Source organism: Halogranum gelatinilyticum, from assembly GCF_900103715.1.
GTDB lineage: Archaea > Halobacteriota > Halobacteria > Halobacteriales > Haloferacaceae > Halogranum > Halogranum gelatinilyticum.
Map to the genome: position 1 here is coordinate 1,137,892 of NZ_FNHL01000001.1, position 16,460 is coordinate 1,154,351.

A 16,460-nucleotide genomic window follows, 5' to 3' on the forward strand; every position below is an offset into this window, starting at 1 on the left:
GCGGACGGACTGAGGCACCTCAGTCGATGGGGATGCGACTGCCGCCGTCGCGGTCGTCCCCTCCGTCGTCACTGTCTCGGCCGTCGTCACGACGCGGACTCTCGTCGCCACGCGGCACGCGACCACGGTCACGCCGACCGCGCCGATTACGCCGACCACGTCCGCGACGTCGCTCGTCTTCCTGCGACGGTTGCGGCCGCTCGCCGAGCACGACGCTCAGCGTCGTCGGCTCGCCCTCCCGAATCACGTCGATATCGACGGGTTCGCCGGGGCGCGTCTCGGTGATGAGAAACCGCATCAGCTCCTCGTGGGTGTGGACTTCGTGGCCCTCGATTCCCAAGATGACGTCGCCGCCGACGGGGATCTCGCGGCCGCGGACGGTCCGACTGGTGTGTGACCCTCGGAGTTCGTTTCCGTCGTCGCCCACGTCGACGACGAGGACGCCGCGCGGTCGGTCGAGACCGTTCGCCTCGGCGACCGTGGGCGTGACGTCCAGCGTCCGCGTCCGGAGGTAGGAGTGGCGGTACTCCCCCTCCTCGATAAGCGCGGGAACGACCCGGTTGACGATGGTCGGGGAGACGGCGAAGCCAATTCCGTCGCCCTGACGGGCGCGGTTGACGCCGACGACTTCGTACTCGACTGCTCCGTCGGCGTCCAGTGTGTCAGTTCCCGCGACGACGCCGACCAGCGGCCCGCCGCTGTTACCGGGGTTGATGGCGGCGTCGGTCTGGACGACGTCGGGGATGGCGAAGCCGTTGGCGGTCGCCATCGACCGGTTCGCCCCGGAGACGATGCCCGTCGTGATCGAGCCGTCGAGTCCGAGCGGGTTGCCGAGCGCGGCGACCTGTCGGCCCGGTCGGGGGTTGTCGGCGGCGACCGTCAGGGGTGTTGCGGTCGCCGGGAGGTCGTCGACGTGGATCACCGCCAAGTCGGTGTAGGCGTCAGTGCCGACGACGCGGCCCGTCCGCCACGAGCCGTCGCTGAAGCGCGGTTCCACGTCGTCGACGCCCCCGACGACGTGCTGGTTCGTGAGGACGTGGTTGTCCCCGATGACGAAGCCGGAACCGGCACCCATCGCCGGGCCGTCGCGGCCCACGTAGACCGAGACGACGGAGGGACTCACGTCGCGGTACAGCCGTTCGAGATCGATATATCGTGTCATAGGTGGGTGGCCGACACCCGCCGTGTCGGGCACACTTACCTCGGGTAAGTCTCGGGCGTATATGACCACGTCGCGCTGTGGCGTGGGTGACGCTCACACGGCTCAGTTCTCCCGTTTCCGTGTGTTCGCCCCTGGCGCGGTCACGACACTGCGACGGCGAGTTCGGGCGGCGTCGCGGGTTTTTATTACCGCTCCGCGACGAGGGCCATCCGAATGCCTACCCTCGACAAACACGCGGATATGCAGCGACTCGTAGACAGCGGCGTCGTCGCCGTCATGCGCGGCGCGGACGCCGACACGGTCATCGAAGTCGCCGACGCGCTCCAGCAGGGCGGCGTCACCGCACTCGAACTCACCGCCGACACACCCGGCGTGATGGATATGCTCTCGGAGGTCTCGGCGTCGTTCTCCGAATCGGAGACCATCGTCGGCGCGGGAACCGTCCTCGACGCCGAGACGGCCCGCTCGGCACTGCTCTCGGGCGCGGAGTTCGTCGTCTCGCCGACGCTCGAAGAGGACGTCATCGACGTCGCCAACCGCTACGGAAAGCTCGTCGCACCGGGCGTCATGACGCCGACCGAAGCGCTCCGCGGCTACGAGGCCGGTGCGGACTTCGTGAAGGTCTTCCCCGCCTCCTCGCTCGGACCGGGCCATCTGAGCAGCATCAAAGGCCCGCTCGGCCAGATTCCCATCATGCCGACCGGCGGCGTGAGTCTCGACAACGCGGCAGAGTTCATCGACGCCGGCGCGCTCGTCGTCGGCGCGGGCAGCGCGCTCGTCGACGACGACGCCGTCGCAGCGGGCGACTTCGAGGCAATCACCGAGCAGGCCCGGAAGTTCTCCGAAGTCATCGACGAGGCCCGCGACGAGTAACAGCGCGGGGGCGAGTAGAGAGTTAAGCCCCCGGCACGCGACTGCCGGGATATGTCCGGAATCGTCTTCTTCGCGACGGAGCACCACGACGCAGTCGTCGAGTTCTACACCGAGGTCGTCGGCGCGAGCGTCTGGCTCGAACAGCCCGACTGCACGATTTTGAAGTACGACAATCTCCTCGTCGGCTTCTGCGCCCGCGACGAGACCGACGACTGCGGGACGGTGACGTTCGTCGCCGACTCCCGTGCGGGCGTCAACGCGATGCACGAACGCGTCGGCGACGCCGCTCGCGAGGAGCCTCATCTGAACGAGAAATACGACATCTACCAGTTCTTCGCCAGCGACCCCGACGGCCGGACGGTCGAGTTTCAGAGTTTCGAGCACGCGGTCGACGAGGTCTGAGTTACGCGCCGCTCGCGCCGGAGTCGTCGGCGACGTCCGTCGGGTCGCGGCGGCCGTCGTTCGTGGTGTCGTCAGGAGTGTCGTCGTCACTCGCGGTGTCGTCAAGAGTGTCGTCATCGCTCGCAGTGTCGCCAGGAGTGTCGTCGTCGCTCGCGGTGTCGTCAGGAGTGTCGTCCGCGGTGTCCGACGTGTCGGCAGCAGCATCCGTGGTCTCTCCCGCAGCTGCGTCGTCGCCGACGGCTTCGTCTTCGGCTTCGACCGGCCCGACGACCGGCTGTCGCGCCAGCCGCCGCGCCGACCGGCGGTCGGCGACCGAGGTCACCAGCCGCTCTTCCAACTCGGCGCGCATCGACTCGGCTTCGTCGGCCTCGATGTCGACGGCGGCGGCGTCCTGTGCGACGAGCGACAGCGACCCTGCGGTGTCGACCGTGACGGTGGCGACGCGCCACCGACGCTGGAACAGGGTCTGCGAGTCGATGACCGTCTGGATGCGGTAGTAGGGGACGACCTTCGTCTGGCGTTTCCAGAAGCCGTTTCTCGTCACCACGTGCTCGTCGCCGAGCCAGTAGCCGCGGTGTTTCCACTTGTAGTGGGCCGCGACCGGGATGACGGGGAGGACGGCGAGCGTCGCGTACCACGGCACCGTGAGTGCGGCGAGGCTGTCGACGGCGAACAGCACCCCCGTCACGACGCCGAGGACGATGAGGTAGCGTGCGGCGTAGCGTCGGCGGATACGCTTCGGCGGGCGGCTGAACGACGGAGTGCCGAACTGTTCGATATCGTTCGCGAGCGTGAGCACCCGGTCGCGCTCGGCAAGCGGCACGGCGGCCTCCGAGCCGCGTTGGGCACCCTGACCGGGCGCGTAGCCCGCAGTCTCGATGGCCAGTGTCGCGTAGCCGAAGTACCGCTTGAGCGGGTTGTCCTCGATGGTGAGCGTCTGAATCTTGTCGAACGGGATGGAGCCGTCGTACCGCTGGAGCAGGCCGCGTTCGTACTGGAGTTCGTCCTCCGTCCGCGACAGCCGGAAGCCGTAGTAGTTGACGACGGCGATGGCGATGCCCGCGACCCACGAGACGACGAGGATGGCCGCGAGGACGAGTATCGCCCCGACCGCGAGGACGAGTGCCTCGTCGCCGAACGAGAAGAACGACGAGGCGACCGGAATCGACCCCGAGAGGAGGAACGCGAGAATCCCCGGCCCGCGGAGGTCGAACGAGAGCGCGCCGACGACGGCGAGTTCGCGGTCCGAGAGCGCGAACAGTTCCGTCGTCTCTGCCTCCGGCGCGTCCTCGGCCGCACCGCGCTTCAGCCGAGAGATCTCGCCTTGGAGCCGCTTTGCCTCCTCGAAGGTGACGTAGCGGATGGCGGCCTCGGTCTGGCTGCCACCGGCGGTCTCGAAGTCGAGTGCCGCGATACCCAGCACGCGCTGGACCACGTTCCGGCTGATGTCGACGTTCTGGACGCGCCGGAGCGGAATCTCGCGGTTGCGACGCGAGACGACGCCCGACTGGATGTCGAAGCTGTCGGCCGTCAGTTCGTAGTCGTACCGCTGGTAGTACAGCACCTCGTAACCGACGAGTGCCACGACGATGAGACCGAGGAGACCGACGGCGACGAGCGGGCCACCGATACCGCCGAGAAACGACGACGCGCCCGAGAAGAGGATGAACGCGAGCGTGAAGACGATACTCGCGCCCTTCTGGACGGCCTTGTAGGGAATCGAGAGCGGCGAGAGCTTCATACCGCGTCGTCACCCTCGGCCCGGATGGCCAGCCCCTTCAGCCGCTCTTGGAGGTCGTCGGAGCCGTCGGGCGTGAGACCGGGAATCTGGACGTCCGCGCCGCGCGACCCGGCGGTGTAGACCACCGTGCTCGCCAGCCCGAGCATCCGTTCGATGGGGCCGCGGGCGGAGTCGACGTGCTGGATGCGGACGAACGGGACGACCGTCCGCACGCGAGTGAAGACGCCGCGTTCGAGATAGAGCGAGTCGTCACGCACCTCGTAGCCCCAGAGCCGGTAGCGCAGCAGTGCGAGGGCCACCCCGACGACGAGGACGACGACGAACAGCCCGACGGGGACGTAGACTGGCAGTCCGAGCGTCACGCGGTTGAGCAGAAAACTCCCGACGCCGAGGACGGCGGCGAAGATGACCGCCCGGAGTATCCACACCACCCGTATTCGGGGATGCAGTCGGTTCATGTCTCCTGGTTTTGTCGGCGGCAGTATAAGTATCCCGCAGTGGCGGCGCGCCCGCCGGAGTCGTGGGGACGGCTGGGGGTGGAGGGCCGACTGTCGGCGGGGTATGACTGGGTGTCGGCGGGGCGTTGCCGAGTCCCAGCGGAGTGTGATTGAGTGTCGGCGGGGCGTAGCCGGCCCACACCGGTCGCGTCTACGCCACGGCGTCGTCCTGCGCGACCGGGAGTGTCACCGCTCGACGTGTTCGGTGACGGTTCCGAGCGCGGTCCGCCGCTCGATGCGGATGGCACCCGTCTCGCTGTCGAGTTCGATCACGACCGAGGCTGTCGGTCCGCGGCGGCTCGTTGGTTCGGGGTCGTCAGTTGCCATCGCGTCAGCGAACGGGCGACTGCCTGTTAATTATATCGGATATATTATATATTCTGCACGGGAGTGCTCTGACGTCTATTGAGTGCTCCCGAGTCCCTCGAGCACCACCGACCGTCCGGCGACAGGTCCGACCCACTCCCTCACTCGACCCGCCGAATCCGGTCGGCTGTCACGTCCGACCGCTCCGCGTAGTGGACCAGCGGCTCACTCTCGGGTCGCTCGAAGCCGTTGGCCTCGAACAGCGTGTTGGCCCGGATTTCGACCGTCGCCTCCTGCAACGGCCACGGCTCGTGGCGGATGTCGCCGCGGTAGAGCCGCCGTCCCTGCGTGTAGAACCGGTAGTTCTCGACGAGAAACGCCTCCAGCGAGCCGGGTTCGGGGCGGAACACCTCGCCCGTCGGGCGGTAGGTCGCATCGAACCGGGCGGGCGAGACGTTCCGGTGGGTACGCCGGTGGGTCAGCGTCACCGCGTCGCCGAACTCCTCGCCCGCCGTGTCGGCGTCGCCTCGTTCACGGGCGACCCGCATCTCGGCGCGGTAGTACGGGAGGGCGAAGAGCGCGCGAGCGACGGGGACGCCGATGCGGTCGGCGGCGTCGAGGTTGAAGAAGTAGACGCCGCGCTGGCCGCCGTCCTCGGGTTCGACGTAGGTCCGGAGGTTCAGCTCGGGAAACGACAGCCCGATGGGCGACCCCCGCGGCCGGATGTCGGTCATCTCGAAGCCGACGATGCCGAGCCACGCCTGCCCGTCGTCGGTCGCCACGTCGAGCCCGTCGGGCAGCCGCTCGGCGACGAGTTCCGGCTCGACCGGCCAGTGGGCGAACAGCGCGTCGCGCCACGTCATCGTCAGCAGGTCTCGCTGCATACGCGCGCTTAGGAGTCGGAACACTTCCGTGTGACGGCAGCGGCGGCGGTCGAATCAGCTCCGGAAGCGACCGACTGTGACCGTGCGACGATGACTCAAACACCTCTTTGACCCTTGACAACTCTTAACGGGTGAAGTGACGTCTGTGCAGCTATGCCGAGACGAACCAAACTGCTTCTGACGCTGCTCCTCACGCTCCTCGTCGTCACGGCGGGCTGTTCTGCAGGGTCCAACACCGGAGCGAGCGGCGGTGCCGACGGTGGCGATGCGAGCTACGACCAGGCGACGGCTGCGTCGGGCGGTGACGGCGGAAGCGGCACAGGTGGCGACGAGGCTGCCCAGGCCGAGGACGCGTCGACGGCCAGCCAGTCCGGCTCGGTCGCCCGCCGCGAACTCATCAGAACCGGCGAGGTCAGGCTCCGCGTCGACGACTTCGACGCCGCCGAGTCGAACCTCACGGCGGCCGTCGAGGCGCGCGGTGGCTACGTCAGCGACACCAGCCAGGAGGTCCGCGGCTACGACAACCAGACGTGGACGGCCGGGACGCTCGTGCTCCGCGTGCCGAACGAGAACTTCAGTGCCTTCTTCGAGCGCGTGAAGGCCGAGGGCGAGGTCCAACACTCCGAGACCGGGACCGAGGACGTGACGGATCGCGTCGTCGACCTCGAAGCGCGGCTGACGAACCTCCGCGCCGAGCGCGACCGGCTCCGGACGCTCTACGACCGGGCCAACGAGACCGAAGACGTGCTCGCGGTCGGCCGCGAACTCTCGGACACCCAAGAGGAAATTGAGCGGCTCGAAGCCCAACTCCGGACGCTGGAAGGACGAGTCGCGTACTCGACGGTGACGGTCCATCTCACGGAGCCGGAACCCGAGTACGAGCCGCCGGAGCGCGCGGCGTGGTACGACACGAGTGCCGTGACGGCGTTTCTCGAATCCGTCGACGGCGTGGTGACGGTCGCACGCGCCGCGTTCGTCGGCGCGGCCTACGCCGCACCGTACGTCCTCGTGTTCGGTCTCCCGCTCGCGGGCGCGGCGGTCATCATCCGCCGTCGGCGACTGCTCTGAGCCTAGTTCCGAACGGCGTCGAACAGCGCGTCCCGCGTCGCCCCGTCGGCCGCGCCGACGTATATTCCATTCTCTGAGCGGGAGGCGACACCCGCTCCTCGGGCAAGTAACTCACCGGCGTACTGTTCGTAGACGTCCGGATGGAAGCAGACGATGCCCTCCAGCGCGCCGCGAGCGACGAGTCCCCAGTCGACGCAGGGCGACCACGTGGTGACGACGCGCTTGACCCGGTCACCGAGCGCGCGCTCGATCTCGTCGGCGCGGGCCGAGAGCGTCTCGTCGCGGACGGCTGGCAGGCCGACGACGAACGAGACGGTGCCGTTGTCGAGGGCGACGTCGCTTCCCGTTGAGAGTGGGTCGCCATTGACCGTCGCCCCCACGCCGTCGCGGGCGACATAGAGTGTGTCGGGCAGCGGTTCGTAGATGGCCGAGACGACCGGGTCGCCGTCGTGGAGGACGGCCACGGCCGTCGCGAAGGCGGGCAGACCGCTGGCGAAGTTGTTGGTCCCGTCGAGCGGGTCGACGACCCACTCGTACTCGCTGTCGCCCTGTCGGCCCGACTCCTCGCCGTGGAGGGCGTGGCCGGGGAACTCCGCGCGAATCGCGTCGAGGACGCGAGCCTCGGCTTCCCGGTCGGCGACGGCCTTCACGTCGTCCGTGCTGTACTCGGCCTCGACGTGACCCGTCCGGAACTCGTCGGCGAGATAGTCGCCCCCGGCACGGGCCGCACGGGTCGCGACGTCTGCGAGCGCTCGCTGACTCACGCGCTCGGATTCGTTCATACCGTCACCAGTCGGTGGGTTCCTAAGAGCCGTTCGGTCAGCGTCGTCGCGTTCCGCCGGTCTCCGGGGGTCGAGTGTGAAACCCTCGCCGCCAACGAATACCTCTTTTACTGCTCCGCCGAACCCGCCGAGTATGGTCACACTCGGACTCGTGGTGGCGCAGTTCAACGAGAGCGTCACCGGCCCGATGGCGGAGGCAGGCCGCGAGGCCGCCGCCGACGCGGGCGCGGAGATCGTCGAAACGTACGAGATTCCCGGCGTCTACGACGCCCCTCTGGCAGCGGACCGGCTGGCGCGGCGCGACGATATTGACGCCGTCGCCGTCCTCGGTGCCATCGTCACCGGCGACACGAAACACGACGAGGTCATCGCCGACGCGACGGCCCAAGCCCTCACCGACATCAGCTTAGACCGGGACAAACCCGTCGCCTTCGGCGTCTCCGGGCCGGGCATGAGCGGCGCGGAGGCTCGCGAGCGCGTCGACAAAGGAGCGGAAGCGGTTAGTGCCGCCATCGAGATGGTCGAGGTGTTAGCATGAGCATGGAGTTCGCAGACCGTGTCGGACGTGTCGAACCGAGCGCGACGCTGGCTATCAGCGACCTCGCGAGCAAGCTTGAGGCCGAAGGCAAGGACGTCGTCGACCTCTCCGTCGGCGAGCCCGACTTCCCGACGCCCGAGACCGTCATCGAGGCCGCCAAGGACGCGATGGACGCGGGCCACACCGGCTACGCGCCGTCGAACGGCGTGCCCGCGCTGAAGGACGCCATCGTCGAGAAGCTCACCGCCGACGGCATCGACTGCGGCCCGGAGAACCTCATCGTCACGCCCGGCGCGAAGCAGGCACTCTACGAGACCGTCCAGTCGCTCATCGACGACGGCGACGAAGTCGTCCTGCTGGACCCCGCGTGGGTCTCCTACGAGGCGATGGTCAAACTCGCCGGCGGCAGCCTGAACCGCGTCGACCTCGCGAGCCACGACTTCCAGCTCGAACCCGCGCTCGACGACCTCGCCGACGCGGTCTCGGACGACACGGAACTCCTCGTCGTCAACTCCCCGTCGAACCCGACCGGCGCGGTCTACACCGACGCGGCACTCGAAGGCGTCCGCGACCTCGCCGTCGAACACGACATCACCGTCATCTCCGACGAGATCTACGACGAGATTACCTTCGGCGTCGAGCAGACCAGTCTCGCTTCCCTCGACGGCATGGGCGACCGCACGGTCACCATCAACGGCTTCTCGAAGGCCTACTCGATGACCGGCTGGCGGCTCGGCTACATCTGCGCTCCCGAGGCTCTCATCTCGCAGGCGGGCAAGCTCCACTCCCACTCGGTCTCCTCGGCCGTCAACTTCGTCCAGCACGCGGGTATCGAAGCCCTGCAGAACACCGACGACGAGGTCGAAGAGATGCGCGCCGCCTTCGAGGAACGCCGCGATATGCTCGTCGACCTGCTGGCCGAACACGACGTCGACGTCGCCGTCCCCGACGGCGCGTTCTACATGATGCTCCCCGTCGACGACGACGACCAGGCATGGGCCGAGGCCGCACTCGAAGACGCCCACGTCGCGACCGTCCCCGGCAGTGCCTTCGGCGCGCCGGGCTACGTCCGCATCTCCTACGCCGCCAGCGAAGAGCGGCTGCGTGAGGCCGTCGAACGCCTCGCCGAGAACGGTTACTTCTAAGCTGTCGACACGGCGTCGTCTCACCTGACGCCCTCGGCGCGGCTCGTCTCGAATCGTCTCCTACTTCCTCACACTCGCCGGTCACAAGACTTAGTGGCCGACTGGCAGTCTCGACAGCTATGGTCTCCGACGTACTCTCCCTCGCCGGCTTCCTCCTCGGCGTCGGCCTCCAACTCGTCGCGCTGGTCGGTCTCGTCCGATACATCTCAAGCGACGCGACGACCCGCGGGATTCCCTATCCGCGACTGCTGGCGGTCGTCTGCGCGCTGACGCTCGTCCCGCTCGTCTACTACGTCGCCGCGCGCCGTCGACACGGACGAGACTCGCCACCGACCGCCGACGAACGTCGCTCGCTCTTCGCGGCACTCGCGAGTCTGGGGGCGTGGCTGCCTGCGGCCTCGGTCGCCCCACCGGACGTGGGGTCACAGGCACTCTACACCGTCGGCTTCCTTGCCGTCTCCGTGCCGGTCGCATATCTCGTCGCGTTCCGTGACGTGTGGTCTCGTCTCAAATCAGCCGTCCGCTGACTCATTCCCTTACTTCCGCAACGCGTCCACCGGCCGTTCGCTCGCCGCCTTCCACGCTGGATAGAGCCCGCTGAGGACGCTCGTCGTCAGCCCGAAGGCGACGGCAAGAACGAGATAGAGCACGTTGATGGGCTGGAACGTCACCAACACGTCGTTCAGGACGAACTGGTTCAAGGCGAGTCCGGCCGCGAGTGCGAGTGCCGCCCCCACGAGGCCGCCGACGAGTCCCAACAGCGCGGCTTCGAGCAGGATCATCCGAATCACGTCGCGCTTCTGGACGCCGACGGCGCGTAGCACGCCGATCTCCTCGCGTCGCTCGACGGTACTCATCAGCATGACGTTCAGGATACTCACGCCGGCGACAATCAGCGAGATGGAGCCGATGCCGAGGAGGAAGGCGTTGAGAATGCCGAAGAAGACGTTGATTCCCTCGGTGATCGAGCTGAGTTCGAACACCGTGACGCGTTCCTCGCGGCCGTTGAGGCTGTCGCGGATGTTCTCGGCCGCGGCCGACGCCGCCTCGCCGGTCGGCGCGGCGACGACGACCTGCGAGTAGCCGTCCGTCTCGAACTCGCTGGGCGCAACGATGACTGCGTTGTTCGGGTTGACGAGCGTGATGCCGTCGACCTGCGCGAGGACGGCGACGACGCGGTAGGACTTGTCGTCGACGCTGATCGAATTGCCGGCCTGGAGACCGAACCGCTCGGCGAGTCCCGCGCCGACGACGGCCCCTTGACGCAGCCTGTCGGGGGCACGCCCGTCCGTCGCCGTGTAGAGCGCGCCGGGCTGTTCCATCCCGTAGAGCGTCGTCACTGTCCGCTCGTCGCCCCGCGTCACGAGACTCTGCCGCTGTTTGACCGGGACAACCGTCGTCCCGGTCGCCGCCCGTTCGATACGTGTCACGTCACGGTCGGTCAGTTCGACGACGCCCTCGCTGAACGCGGGTGAGACGACGACCTCGTTGCCGATGTCGCCGAGTTCGCCCGTCGCCCCCGCCCGGAGCGTCGTCCCGAACATCCCGAGCGAGGCGATGGCGAAGACACCGATGATGATTCCCAGTGCGGCCAGCCCCGACCGGAGTTGGTTGCGCGAGAGGTTCCGCCGCGCCATCAACAGTGCCGGGAACCGCCGGGCGAGGTCGTCGACGACGCTCACTGCTCGGTCTCTCCCGGGAGTTCGCTCGGGTCGCTCTTGCTCTCTCCTGTCGCTTCGCTCTCGCTCGTCGCCTCGCCGTCTCTCTCACCGCTTGCGTCGTCCGGACTCTCTGCGTCGTCCGAATCCACCGCCTCGTCCGACTCGTCCGTCTCGCCCGACCCGTGGACGTCCCACGCCTGCATCCGGCCGTCGACGAGCGTGATCGTCCGGTCGGCGTACTTCGAGACCTGCGGGTCGTGCGTGACGGCGATGATGGCGACGTCGCGCTCCTCGGTCAGCTCCAAGAACAGTTCGAGGACGCTCCTCCCCGTCTTCTGGTCGAGGTTGCCCGTCGGTTCGTCGGCGAGCAGGATGCGCGGCGAGTTGATGAGCGCGCGGGCGATGGCGACGCGCTGTTTCTGCCCGCCGGAGAGCTCGTTCGGCCGGTGTTCGAGGCGGTCGCCCAGCCCGACGCGCGTCAGCAGTTCCTCGGCCCGCTCGCGGGCGTCGGGGTCGTCGCCGAACAGCGTCGGCATCTCGACGTTTTCCGTGGCCGTCAGCGTCGGAATCAGGTAGAAGTTCTGGAAGACGAAGCCGATAGACCGCTTCCGCTCTTCGGTCTCCTCCTTCTCGGAGAGGTCCGTCACGTCCCGGCCGTCGAGGAAGACCTGCCCCTCGGTCGGCCCGTCGAGCAGGCCGAGCACGTTGAGCATGGTCGACTTGCCGCTGCCGCTGGGTCCCATGACGGCGACGAACTCGCCGGGTTCGGCCGCGAAGTCGATGCCCTTCAGTGCCTCGACGACCTCCCCGCCGGTGTCGTACCGCTTGACGACGTCGCGGAGTTCGATGATGGGTTCTCGTGTCATCGTCGGAGATAGAGGAACCCGCCGGTCGCGAGCACGGCGAGGACGACCAGTCCGCCGCCGAAGAAGACGAGCGGCGACGGGCCGTTCGTGGCCGGTGACGGGCCGCTCGTCGGCTGGCGGTCGTCTATCGGGACCTCGTACACGCTCGTCTGTTCGATACCGTCGGAGAGATACTCGATTCGGATGGGGATGGCCGTCGCGTTCGCGTCGACCGCCGCGTAGAGGTCGAAGGAGACGAAGTCGCTCGCGGGGACGGTCCCGACGAAGTACTCGCGGTACGGCCGCGCAGGCTGGACGCCCGCGCCGGGGACGACGCTCACGATGACGCTGTCGACGTCGCTCAGCCCGACGTTGCTCGCACTGCCGGTGATGTAGAGCCTGTCGCCCTCGCGCTCGTAGTCGACGCCGGTCAACTCGATGCGGCCGGGGTTGGTCCGGTAGGGGACCGTCGTCTCCACGCGGCCCTCGCTGGCACCCGTCTCGTAGTCGACGCGGACCGTCAGGTCGCCCTCGGGGACGTTCGAGACGTTGAACCGGACGCTCCGACTCGACTCGGCCGGAATCGGATCGACCGCACGGCGTGTCACCACGGTCCCGTCGGCGACGGCACTGAGCACCACCCGCGAGAGCGGCGCGTTACCGAAGTTCGTCACGTCGACGAGGACGGGCGGTTCGACGCCGCCCTCGACGACGTTCGCAGCGAGTCCCACGTCCTCACGGAGCGGGTCGGCCGCGAGCGACAGCCGTTCGTCGACGGTCACGGTGTCGCCAGCGGCGGTGGTGTAGCGCAACGTCGCCGTCACCGCCCCCTCGGTCGTGGCCGGACGGACGGTGAAGGCGAACTCCCGCGTCTCACCGCTTGGAATCTGCGGCGCGACGCGGTCGCCGTCGTCGACGGCGACGTTCTCGCCCGCGAGGCTGAGTCGGACGTTCCGCGCGGTCGCATCCTCGCCGTTGGCGACGACGACCGTCGCGGTCGTCTCGGTGCCGACGACCGCGTCGTCGACGCTGATACTCACTTGCGGGCCGCCCTCGCGGACGGTGACGGTCAGCGGGTATCGGAGTTCGATATCCTCGCCGTTGCTCTCGGCGTCGACGACGACACGGAGTCGCTTGACGCCGACCTCTGCGAACTCGCTGGTCAGCGGGATGCGGAGTTCGCCCCCCGGTGCGAGGCTGCCGAGGTTCCGCACGTCGGCGACGTCGTTTCCGGAGATGCGTTCGAGCGTCACCTCGTTGATGGTCAGGCTGGACTGGCTGGCGGCGGCGTTGCGGATGGTCGTCGTGACGGTGAACCGCTCGCCGACGATGGGCTGGGTCGGCGAGACCGTCACGTCGGTGATGGACGCGACGGCCGTTTGGCTCTCGTCGGACTGGGCGGCGACGTCGACGACTGTCGCGGGGACGACGAGACAGAGAACGACGAGGAGGGTGAGGAGACGGGTCATCTGATACCACAGATATGCTCGTCGGCTGGAAATAACTGCCGCGTCGGCTGCCAACGGCCGACACTGGTCCCGAGCCGCACCCCACATCGCAGATTTTCTCGAACCGCGACCGCATCGAACCAGCGAGAGTTTTTATGCGGTCGGGCCACCACAGAGGAGTAATGCACGTCCGGGACCTCCCGCTCCCCGACCCGGTCCTCGACCACTACGAGTCACAGGGCATCGAACGCCTGTATCCGCCGCAGGCGGAGGCCGTCGAGTCCGGCATCACCGACGGCGGCCGACTCGTCGCCGCCATCCCCACGGCCAGCGGCAAGACGCTCATCGCCGAGCTCGCCATGCTGACCGCCGACGGGCCGGGACTCTACATCTGTCCGCTGCGCGCGCTCGCCCGCGAGAAGTACGAGACGTTCTCCGCGCTCCCCGGCGTGAGCGTCGGCATCTCGACGGGCGACTACGACTCGCCGGCCGAGGAACTCGCCGAACACGACATCGTCGTCGCCACGTCTGAGAAGGTCGACTCGGCCATCAGAAACGGCGCGGACTGGGTCGCAGACCTCGCCTGCGTCGTCGTCGACGAGGTCCACCTGCTCGGTGCGGAGGGTCGCGGCCCGACACTCGAAGTGACGCTCGCGAACCTCCAGCGGCGCGCGCCGGGCGTCCAGATCGTCGCGCTCTCGGCGACCGTCGACAACCCCGAGGACATCGCCGACTGGCTCGACGCCGACCTCGTGAAGACGACGTGGCGACCCGTCGACCTCCGGACGGGCGTCTACGCCGACGGACTGGTCGAGTTCAACGACGGAACCGAACTGAGGGTCGACGTGGGGGCTGTCGCGGGCGCAGGCGATGGCACAGGCGGCGACGTCCCCGCCAGCGAGGACGACGAGACGGAGGCCACGGTCGCGCTCGTCGCCGATGCGGTCCACAACGCGGGCGGGCAGTGTCTCGCGTTCGTCCGCTCGCGACGCGAGGCCGAGAACCTCGCGGAGCGACTCGCCCGCGAGGAACTCGGCGACGCCGACACCGTCGCCGCCGACCTCCGCGCCGTCGACGACACTGGAACCGGTCGCCGCCTCGCCGACTGCGTTGAGTCCGGCGTCGCGTTCCACCACGCGGGGCTGCGGAGCACCCACCGCGCGGTCGTCGAGACCGCGTTCCGCAACCGCGACCTGAAGGTCATCTGCGCGACGCCGACGCTCGCGGCGGGCGTCAACGTCCCCGCCCGTCGGGTGGTCGTCCGCGACCAGGAACGCTACACCGGGTCGGCGATGGAGCCGCTGCCCGTCCTCGAAGTCCAGCAGATGTGCGGCCGGGCCGGACGGCCACATCTCGACCCTTACGGCGAGGCGGTGCTCGTCGGCGACGAGCGGTCGAAAGACGAACTTGAAGAGCGGTACGTCGACGCCGACCCCGAAGCCGTCGAATCGAAGTTGCGGGACCGCACGGCCCTGCGGACGCACGTCCTCTCTATCGTCGCGACGGGCTTCGCCGACTCTCGGGAGACGGTGCTCGATACCCTCGAAGCGACGTTCTACGCCCACGGGACGCCCGTCGCGGAGCTGGCCGACATCGTCGAGGCGGTCATCGCCGAACTGGCGGAGATGGGGATGTTGACCGACCACGGCGGGTCGGAGAGTGGGACTGGTGGCGGAGACGGCGACCCCGAACTCGCGGCCACGGTACTCGGCGCGCAGGTGTCGAAGCAGTACGTCGCCCCCGAGAGCGGCGCGCGCATCGTCGACGGACTTCGGACGGCCGTCGACATGGACCCGGCGAACGTGACGGGGCTGACGGTCCTGCAGTTCCTCGCCGATACGCCCGATATGCAGGACACCTATCTCGGCAACCGCGAGCGGGCGGCGATGTACCAGTACGCTCGGGACCACAACGCCGAGTTCACCGTCGGGATGCACGAGGCCGAGACGTTCGAGCGGTGGCTGGAGACGGTCAAGACGGCCCGTATCCTCTACGAGTGGACCGAGGGCGAGTCGATGGAGACCATCGTCGAGACCTACCGTATCGGTCCCGGCGACCTCGAATCGAGAGTCGAACGCGCCGAGTGGCTCCTCGGTGCGGCCGAGGCACTGGCGACGCTCTTGGACCTCGACGTCCCCGAGTTGGCGCGGATACGAAGCCGACTCTAACCCGTGGTCTACGCCGAACTCGGTCTGTTGCTCGTCGGTCTCGTCGCGCTCGTCGTCGGCGCGGAGCGTGCCGTCGCGGCCGCCGCCGACATCGCGCGGTTCTACGGCGTCTCGGCGTTCTTCGTCGGCGTCACCGTCATCTCCGTGGGTACCTCGGTGCCGGAGATGACGACCTCCGTCTACGCCGCCTTCTACGGCGCGGGCGACATCGTCGTCGGCAACATCGTCGGCTCCGAGACGGCCCAGATTACGCTGGCCGTCGGCATCGTCGCGCTCATCTCGCCCATCGTCGCCGAACGGCGGAACGTCCTCGTCTACGGCGGGGCGATGACGCTCGCGATGGTCGTCATGCTGCTCACGCTCGACGACGGCCGCATCCAGCGTTCGGAGGGCTTCCTGATGATGCTCGCGTACGTCAACTTCGTCTACATCCTCTACACCAACGAGGGCGGCGAGGAGATCACCGAAGAGGTCGTCGACGAGGAACTCGAACGGCCGGGACGGTCGCTACCGTGGGTCGTCGCTGGCTTGGCACTCGTCGTCGTGGGCGGTCAGCTGCTCGTGACGAACGGCGTCGCGCTGGCTCGCGTCGCCGGCGTCTCGGAGTATACCATCGGTCTGCTGACGGGACTCGGGACGACCGCACCCGAGATCGTCGTCGCCGGTATCGCGGCCCACCGCGGCGAAGGCGGTATCTCGGTCGGCTCACTTCTCGGCTCGAACATCACGGACCCCGTCTTCTCGCTCGGCGTGGGCGCGCTCGTCGCCGACGTCGTCGTCACCGACCTCGCGGCCCTCTCGGGAACGACGACCTACATGCTCGCGGTCTCGCTCGTCGTCATCGGGCTTCTCTACTGGCGACAGGGAATTTCAAGACGGATGGCACTCGTCTGTCTCGCGCTCTACGTCCCGAGTGTCGTCCTCTGAGGACAGTCGACAT

General features: G+C 68.2%; 17 protein-coding genes. 8 read left to right on the forward strand and 9 right to left on the reverse strand.

Annotated features, from left to right (window positions below; translation table 11 throughout):
* Nucleotides 1–19: 19 nt before the first annotated feature.
* Nucleotides 20–1,162 carry a S1C family serine protease gene (locus BLR57_RS05880; protein ID WP_089695562.1) on the reverse strand — a complete coding sequence of 381 codons (1,143 nt, stop codon included), beginning with the start codon at nt 1,160–1,162 and terminating at the stop codon, nt 20–22.
* 213 nt (nt 1,163–1,375) lie between these two features.
* Between BLR57_RS05880 and BLR57_RS05885 the strand changes: the two genes are divergently transcribed.
* Both BLR57_RS05885 and BLR57_RS05890 read left to right on the forward strand, forming a co-directional pair.
* The gene (locus BLR57_RS05885) at nt 1,376–2,035 is read left to right on the forward strand and encodes a bifunctional 4-hydroxy-2-oxoglutarate aldolase/2-dehydro-3-deoxy-phosphogluconate aldolase (RefSeq protein WP_089695061.1); all 660 of its coding nucleotides are present in this window, start codon (nt 1,376–1,378) and stop codon (nt 2,033–2,035) included.
* Between the two features lie 51 nt (nt 2,036–2,086).
* A complete protein-coding gene (locus BLR57_RS05890) occupies nt 2,087–2,437 on the forward strand; it encodes a VOC family protein (RefSeq protein ID WP_089695063.1) in 351 nt (116 codons plus the stop codon).
* Nucleotide 2,438: 1 nt separating this feature from the next.
* On the opposite strand, the gene BLR57_RS05895 is transcribed toward BLR57_RS05890, so the two are convergent.
* The 4 genes from BLR57_RS05895 to BLR57_RS05905 form a co-directional block, all read right to left on the reverse strand.
* On the reverse strand, nt 2,439–4,178 hold the full coding sequence (locus BLR57_RS05895) for a PH domain-containing protein (RefSeq protein WP_089695065.1): 1,740 nt from the start codon (nt 4,176–4,178) through the stop codon (nt 2,439–2,441).
* A complete protein-coding gene (locus BLR57_RS05900) occupies nt 4,175–4,636 on the reverse strand; it encodes a PH domain-containing protein (protein ID WP_089695068.1) in 462 nt (153 codons plus the stop codon). Before BLR57_RS05900 ends, BLR57_RS05895 begins: the two co-directional genes overlap by 4 nt.
* Nucleotides 4,637–4,861: 225 nt before the next feature.
* Entirely contained in the window at nt 4,862–5,002 is a 141-nt protein-coding gene (locus BLR57_RS19290; protein WP_170830568.1) for a hypothetical protein, read from the reverse strand.
* A 140-nt stretch (nt 5,003–5,142) separates the two neighbouring features.
* Nucleotides 5,143–5,865, reverse strand: coding sequence for a YqjF family protein (locus BLR57_RS05905; RefSeq protein WP_089695071.1), 723 nt, complete (start codon nt 5,863–5,865; stop codon nt 5,143–5,145).
* Between the two features lie 153 nt (nt 5,866–6,018).
* On the opposite strand from BLR57_RS05905, the gene BLR57_RS05910 reads away from it, so the two are divergent.
* Complete coding sequence (locus BLR57_RS05910; RefSeq protein WP_089695073.1) at nt 6,019–6,933, forward strand: DUF4349 domain-containing protein; 915 nt, start codon at nt 6,019–6,021, stop codon at nt 6,931–6,933.
* A gap of 2 nt (nt 6,934–6,935) precedes the next feature.
* Here the strand turns inward: BLR57_RS05910 and BLR57_RS05915 are convergent, their stop codons facing one another.
* Nucleotides 6,936–7,715 carry an inositol monophosphatase family protein gene (locus tag BLR57_RS05915; RefSeq protein WP_089695075.1) on the reverse strand — a complete coding sequence of 260 codons (780 nt, stop codon included), beginning with the start codon at nt 7,713–7,715 and terminating at the stop codon, nt 6,936–6,938.
* 133 nt (nt 7,716–7,848) lie between these two features.
* On the opposite strand from BLR57_RS05915, the gene ribH reads away from it, so the two are divergent.
* The 3 genes from ribH (at nt 7,849) to BLR57_RS05930 (ending at nt 9,925) form a co-directional block, all read left to right on the forward strand.
* On the forward strand, nt 7,849–8,253 hold the full coding sequence (gene ribH / locus BLR57_RS05920; protein WP_089695077.1) for a 6,7-dimethyl-8-ribityllumazine synthase: 405 nt from the start codon (nt 7,849–7,851) through the stop codon (nt 8,251–8,253).
* Nucleotides 8,250–9,398: a pyridoxal phosphate-dependent aminotransferase gene (locus BLR57_RS05925; protein WP_089695079.1), complete on the forward strand. Its 1,149-nt coding sequence runs from the start codon at nt 8,250–8,252 to the stop codon at nt 9,396–9,398. The genes ribH and BLR57_RS05925 overlap by 4 nt, the downstream gene beginning before the upstream one ends.
* Before the next feature lie 119 nt (nt 9,399–9,517).
* Nucleotides 9,518–9,925 (forward strand): hypothetical protein, encoded by a 408-nt coding sequence (locus BLR57_RS05930; protein WP_089695081.1) that lies wholly within the window; start codon nt 9,518–9,520, stop codon nt 9,923–9,925.
* A gap of 9 nt (nt 9,926–9,934) precedes the next feature.
* Here the strand turns inward: BLR57_RS05930 and BLR57_RS05935 are convergent, their stop codons facing one another.
* From BLR57_RS05935 to BLR57_RS05945, 3 genes are read right to left on the reverse strand one after another with little or no spacing between them, the layout of a single operon-like run.
* On the reverse strand, nt 9,935–11,080 hold the full coding sequence (locus BLR57_RS05935) for an ABC transporter permease (protein WP_089695083.1): 1,146 nt from the start codon (nt 11,078–11,080) through the stop codon (nt 9,935–9,937).
* Complete coding sequence (locus BLR57_RS05940) at nt 11,077–11,925, reverse strand: ABC transporter ATP-binding protein (protein ID WP_244509908.1); 849 nt, start codon at nt 11,923–11,925, stop codon at nt 11,077–11,079. The genes BLR57_RS05935 and BLR57_RS05940 overlap by 4 nt, the downstream gene beginning before the upstream one ends.
* A complete protein-coding gene (locus BLR57_RS05945) occupies nt 11,922–13,373 on the reverse strand; it encodes a COG1361 family protein (protein WP_089695085.1) in 1,452 nt (483 codons plus the stop codon). Before BLR57_RS05945 ends, BLR57_RS05940 begins: the two co-directional genes overlap by 4 nt.
* A gap of 161 nt (nt 13,374–13,534) precedes the next feature.
* On the opposite strand from BLR57_RS05945, the gene BLR57_RS05950 reads away from it, so the two are divergent.
* Both BLR57_RS05950 and BLR57_RS05955 read left to right on the forward strand, forming a co-directional pair.
* Complete coding sequence (locus tag BLR57_RS05950) at nt 13,535–15,520, forward strand: DEAD/DEAH box helicase (RefSeq protein WP_089695087.1); 1,986 nt, start codon at nt 13,535–13,537, stop codon at nt 15,518–15,520.
* Between the two features lie 3 nt (nt 15,521–15,523).
* The gene (locus tag BLR57_RS05955) at nt 15,524–16,447 is read left to right on the forward strand and encodes a calcium/sodium antiporter (protein WP_089695088.1); all 924 of its coding nucleotides are present in this window, start codon (nt 15,524–15,526) and stop codon (nt 16,445–16,447) included.
* The last annotated feature ends 13 nt before the right edge of the window (nt 16,448–16,460 follow it).

What these genes read in the sequence shown, in the direction of transcription:
- BLR57_RS05880 (WP_089695562.1), bottom strand. Translation starts at nt 1,162, where the DNA reads ATGACACGATATATCGATCTCGAACGGCTGTACCGCGACGTGAGTCCC.
- BLR57_RS05885 (WP_089695061.1), top strand. Translation starts at nt 1,376, where the DNA reads ATGCCTACCCTCGACAAACACGCGGATATGCAGCGACTCGTAGACAGC.
- BLR57_RS05890 (WP_089695063.1), top strand. Translation starts at nt 2,087, where the DNA reads ATGTCCGGAATCGTCTTCTTCGCGACGGAGCACCACGACGCAGTCGTC.
- BLR57_RS05895 (WP_089695065.1), bottom strand. Translation starts at nt 4,178, where the DNA reads ATGAAGCTCTCGCCGCTCTCGATTCCCTACAAGGCCGTCCAGAAGGGC.
- BLR57_RS05900 (WP_089695068.1), bottom strand. Translation starts at nt 4,636, where the DNA reads ATGAACCGACTGCATCCCCGAATACGGGTGGTGTGGATACTCCGGGCG.
- BLR57_RS19290 (WP_170830568.1), bottom strand. Translation starts at nt 5,002, where the DNA reads ATGGCAACTGACGACCCCGAACCAACGAGCCGCCGCGGACCGACAGCC.
- BLR57_RS05905 (WP_089695071.1), bottom strand. Translation starts at nt 5,865, where the DNA reads ATGCAGCGAGACCTGCTGACGATGACGTGGCGCGACGCGCTGTTCGCC.
- BLR57_RS05910 (WP_089695073.1), top strand. Translation starts at nt 6,019, where the DNA reads ATGCCGAGACGAACCAAACTGCTTCTGACGCTGCTCCTCACGCTCCTC.
- BLR57_RS05915 (WP_089695075.1), bottom strand. Translation starts at nt 7,715, where the DNA reads ATGAACGAATCCGAGCGCGTGAGTCAGCGAGCGCTCGCAGACGTCGCG.
- ribH (WP_089695077.1), top strand. Translation starts at nt 7,849, where the DNA reads ATGGTCACACTCGGACTCGTGGTGGCGCAGTTCAACGAGAGCGTCACC.
- BLR57_RS05925 (WP_089695079.1), top strand. Translation starts at nt 8,250, where the DNA reads ATGAGCATGGAGTTCGCAGACCGTGTCGGACGTGTCGAACCGAGCGCG.
- BLR57_RS05930 (WP_089695081.1), top strand. Translation starts at nt 9,518, where the DNA reads ATGGTCTCCGACGTACTCTCCCTCGCCGGCTTCCTCCTCGGCGTCGGC.
- BLR57_RS05940 (WP_244509908.1), bottom strand. Translation starts at nt 11,925, where the DNA reads ATGACACGAGAACCCATCATCGAACTCCGCGACGTCGTCAAGCGGTAC.
- BLR57_RS05945 (WP_089695085.1), bottom strand. Translation starts at nt 13,373, where the DNA reads ATGACCCGTCTCCTCACCCTCCTCGTCGTTCTCTGTCTCGTCGTCCCC.
- BLR57_RS05950 (WP_089695087.1), top strand. Translation starts at nt 13,535, where the DNA reads ATGCACGTCCGGGACCTCCCGCTCCCCGACCCGGTCCTCGACCACTAC.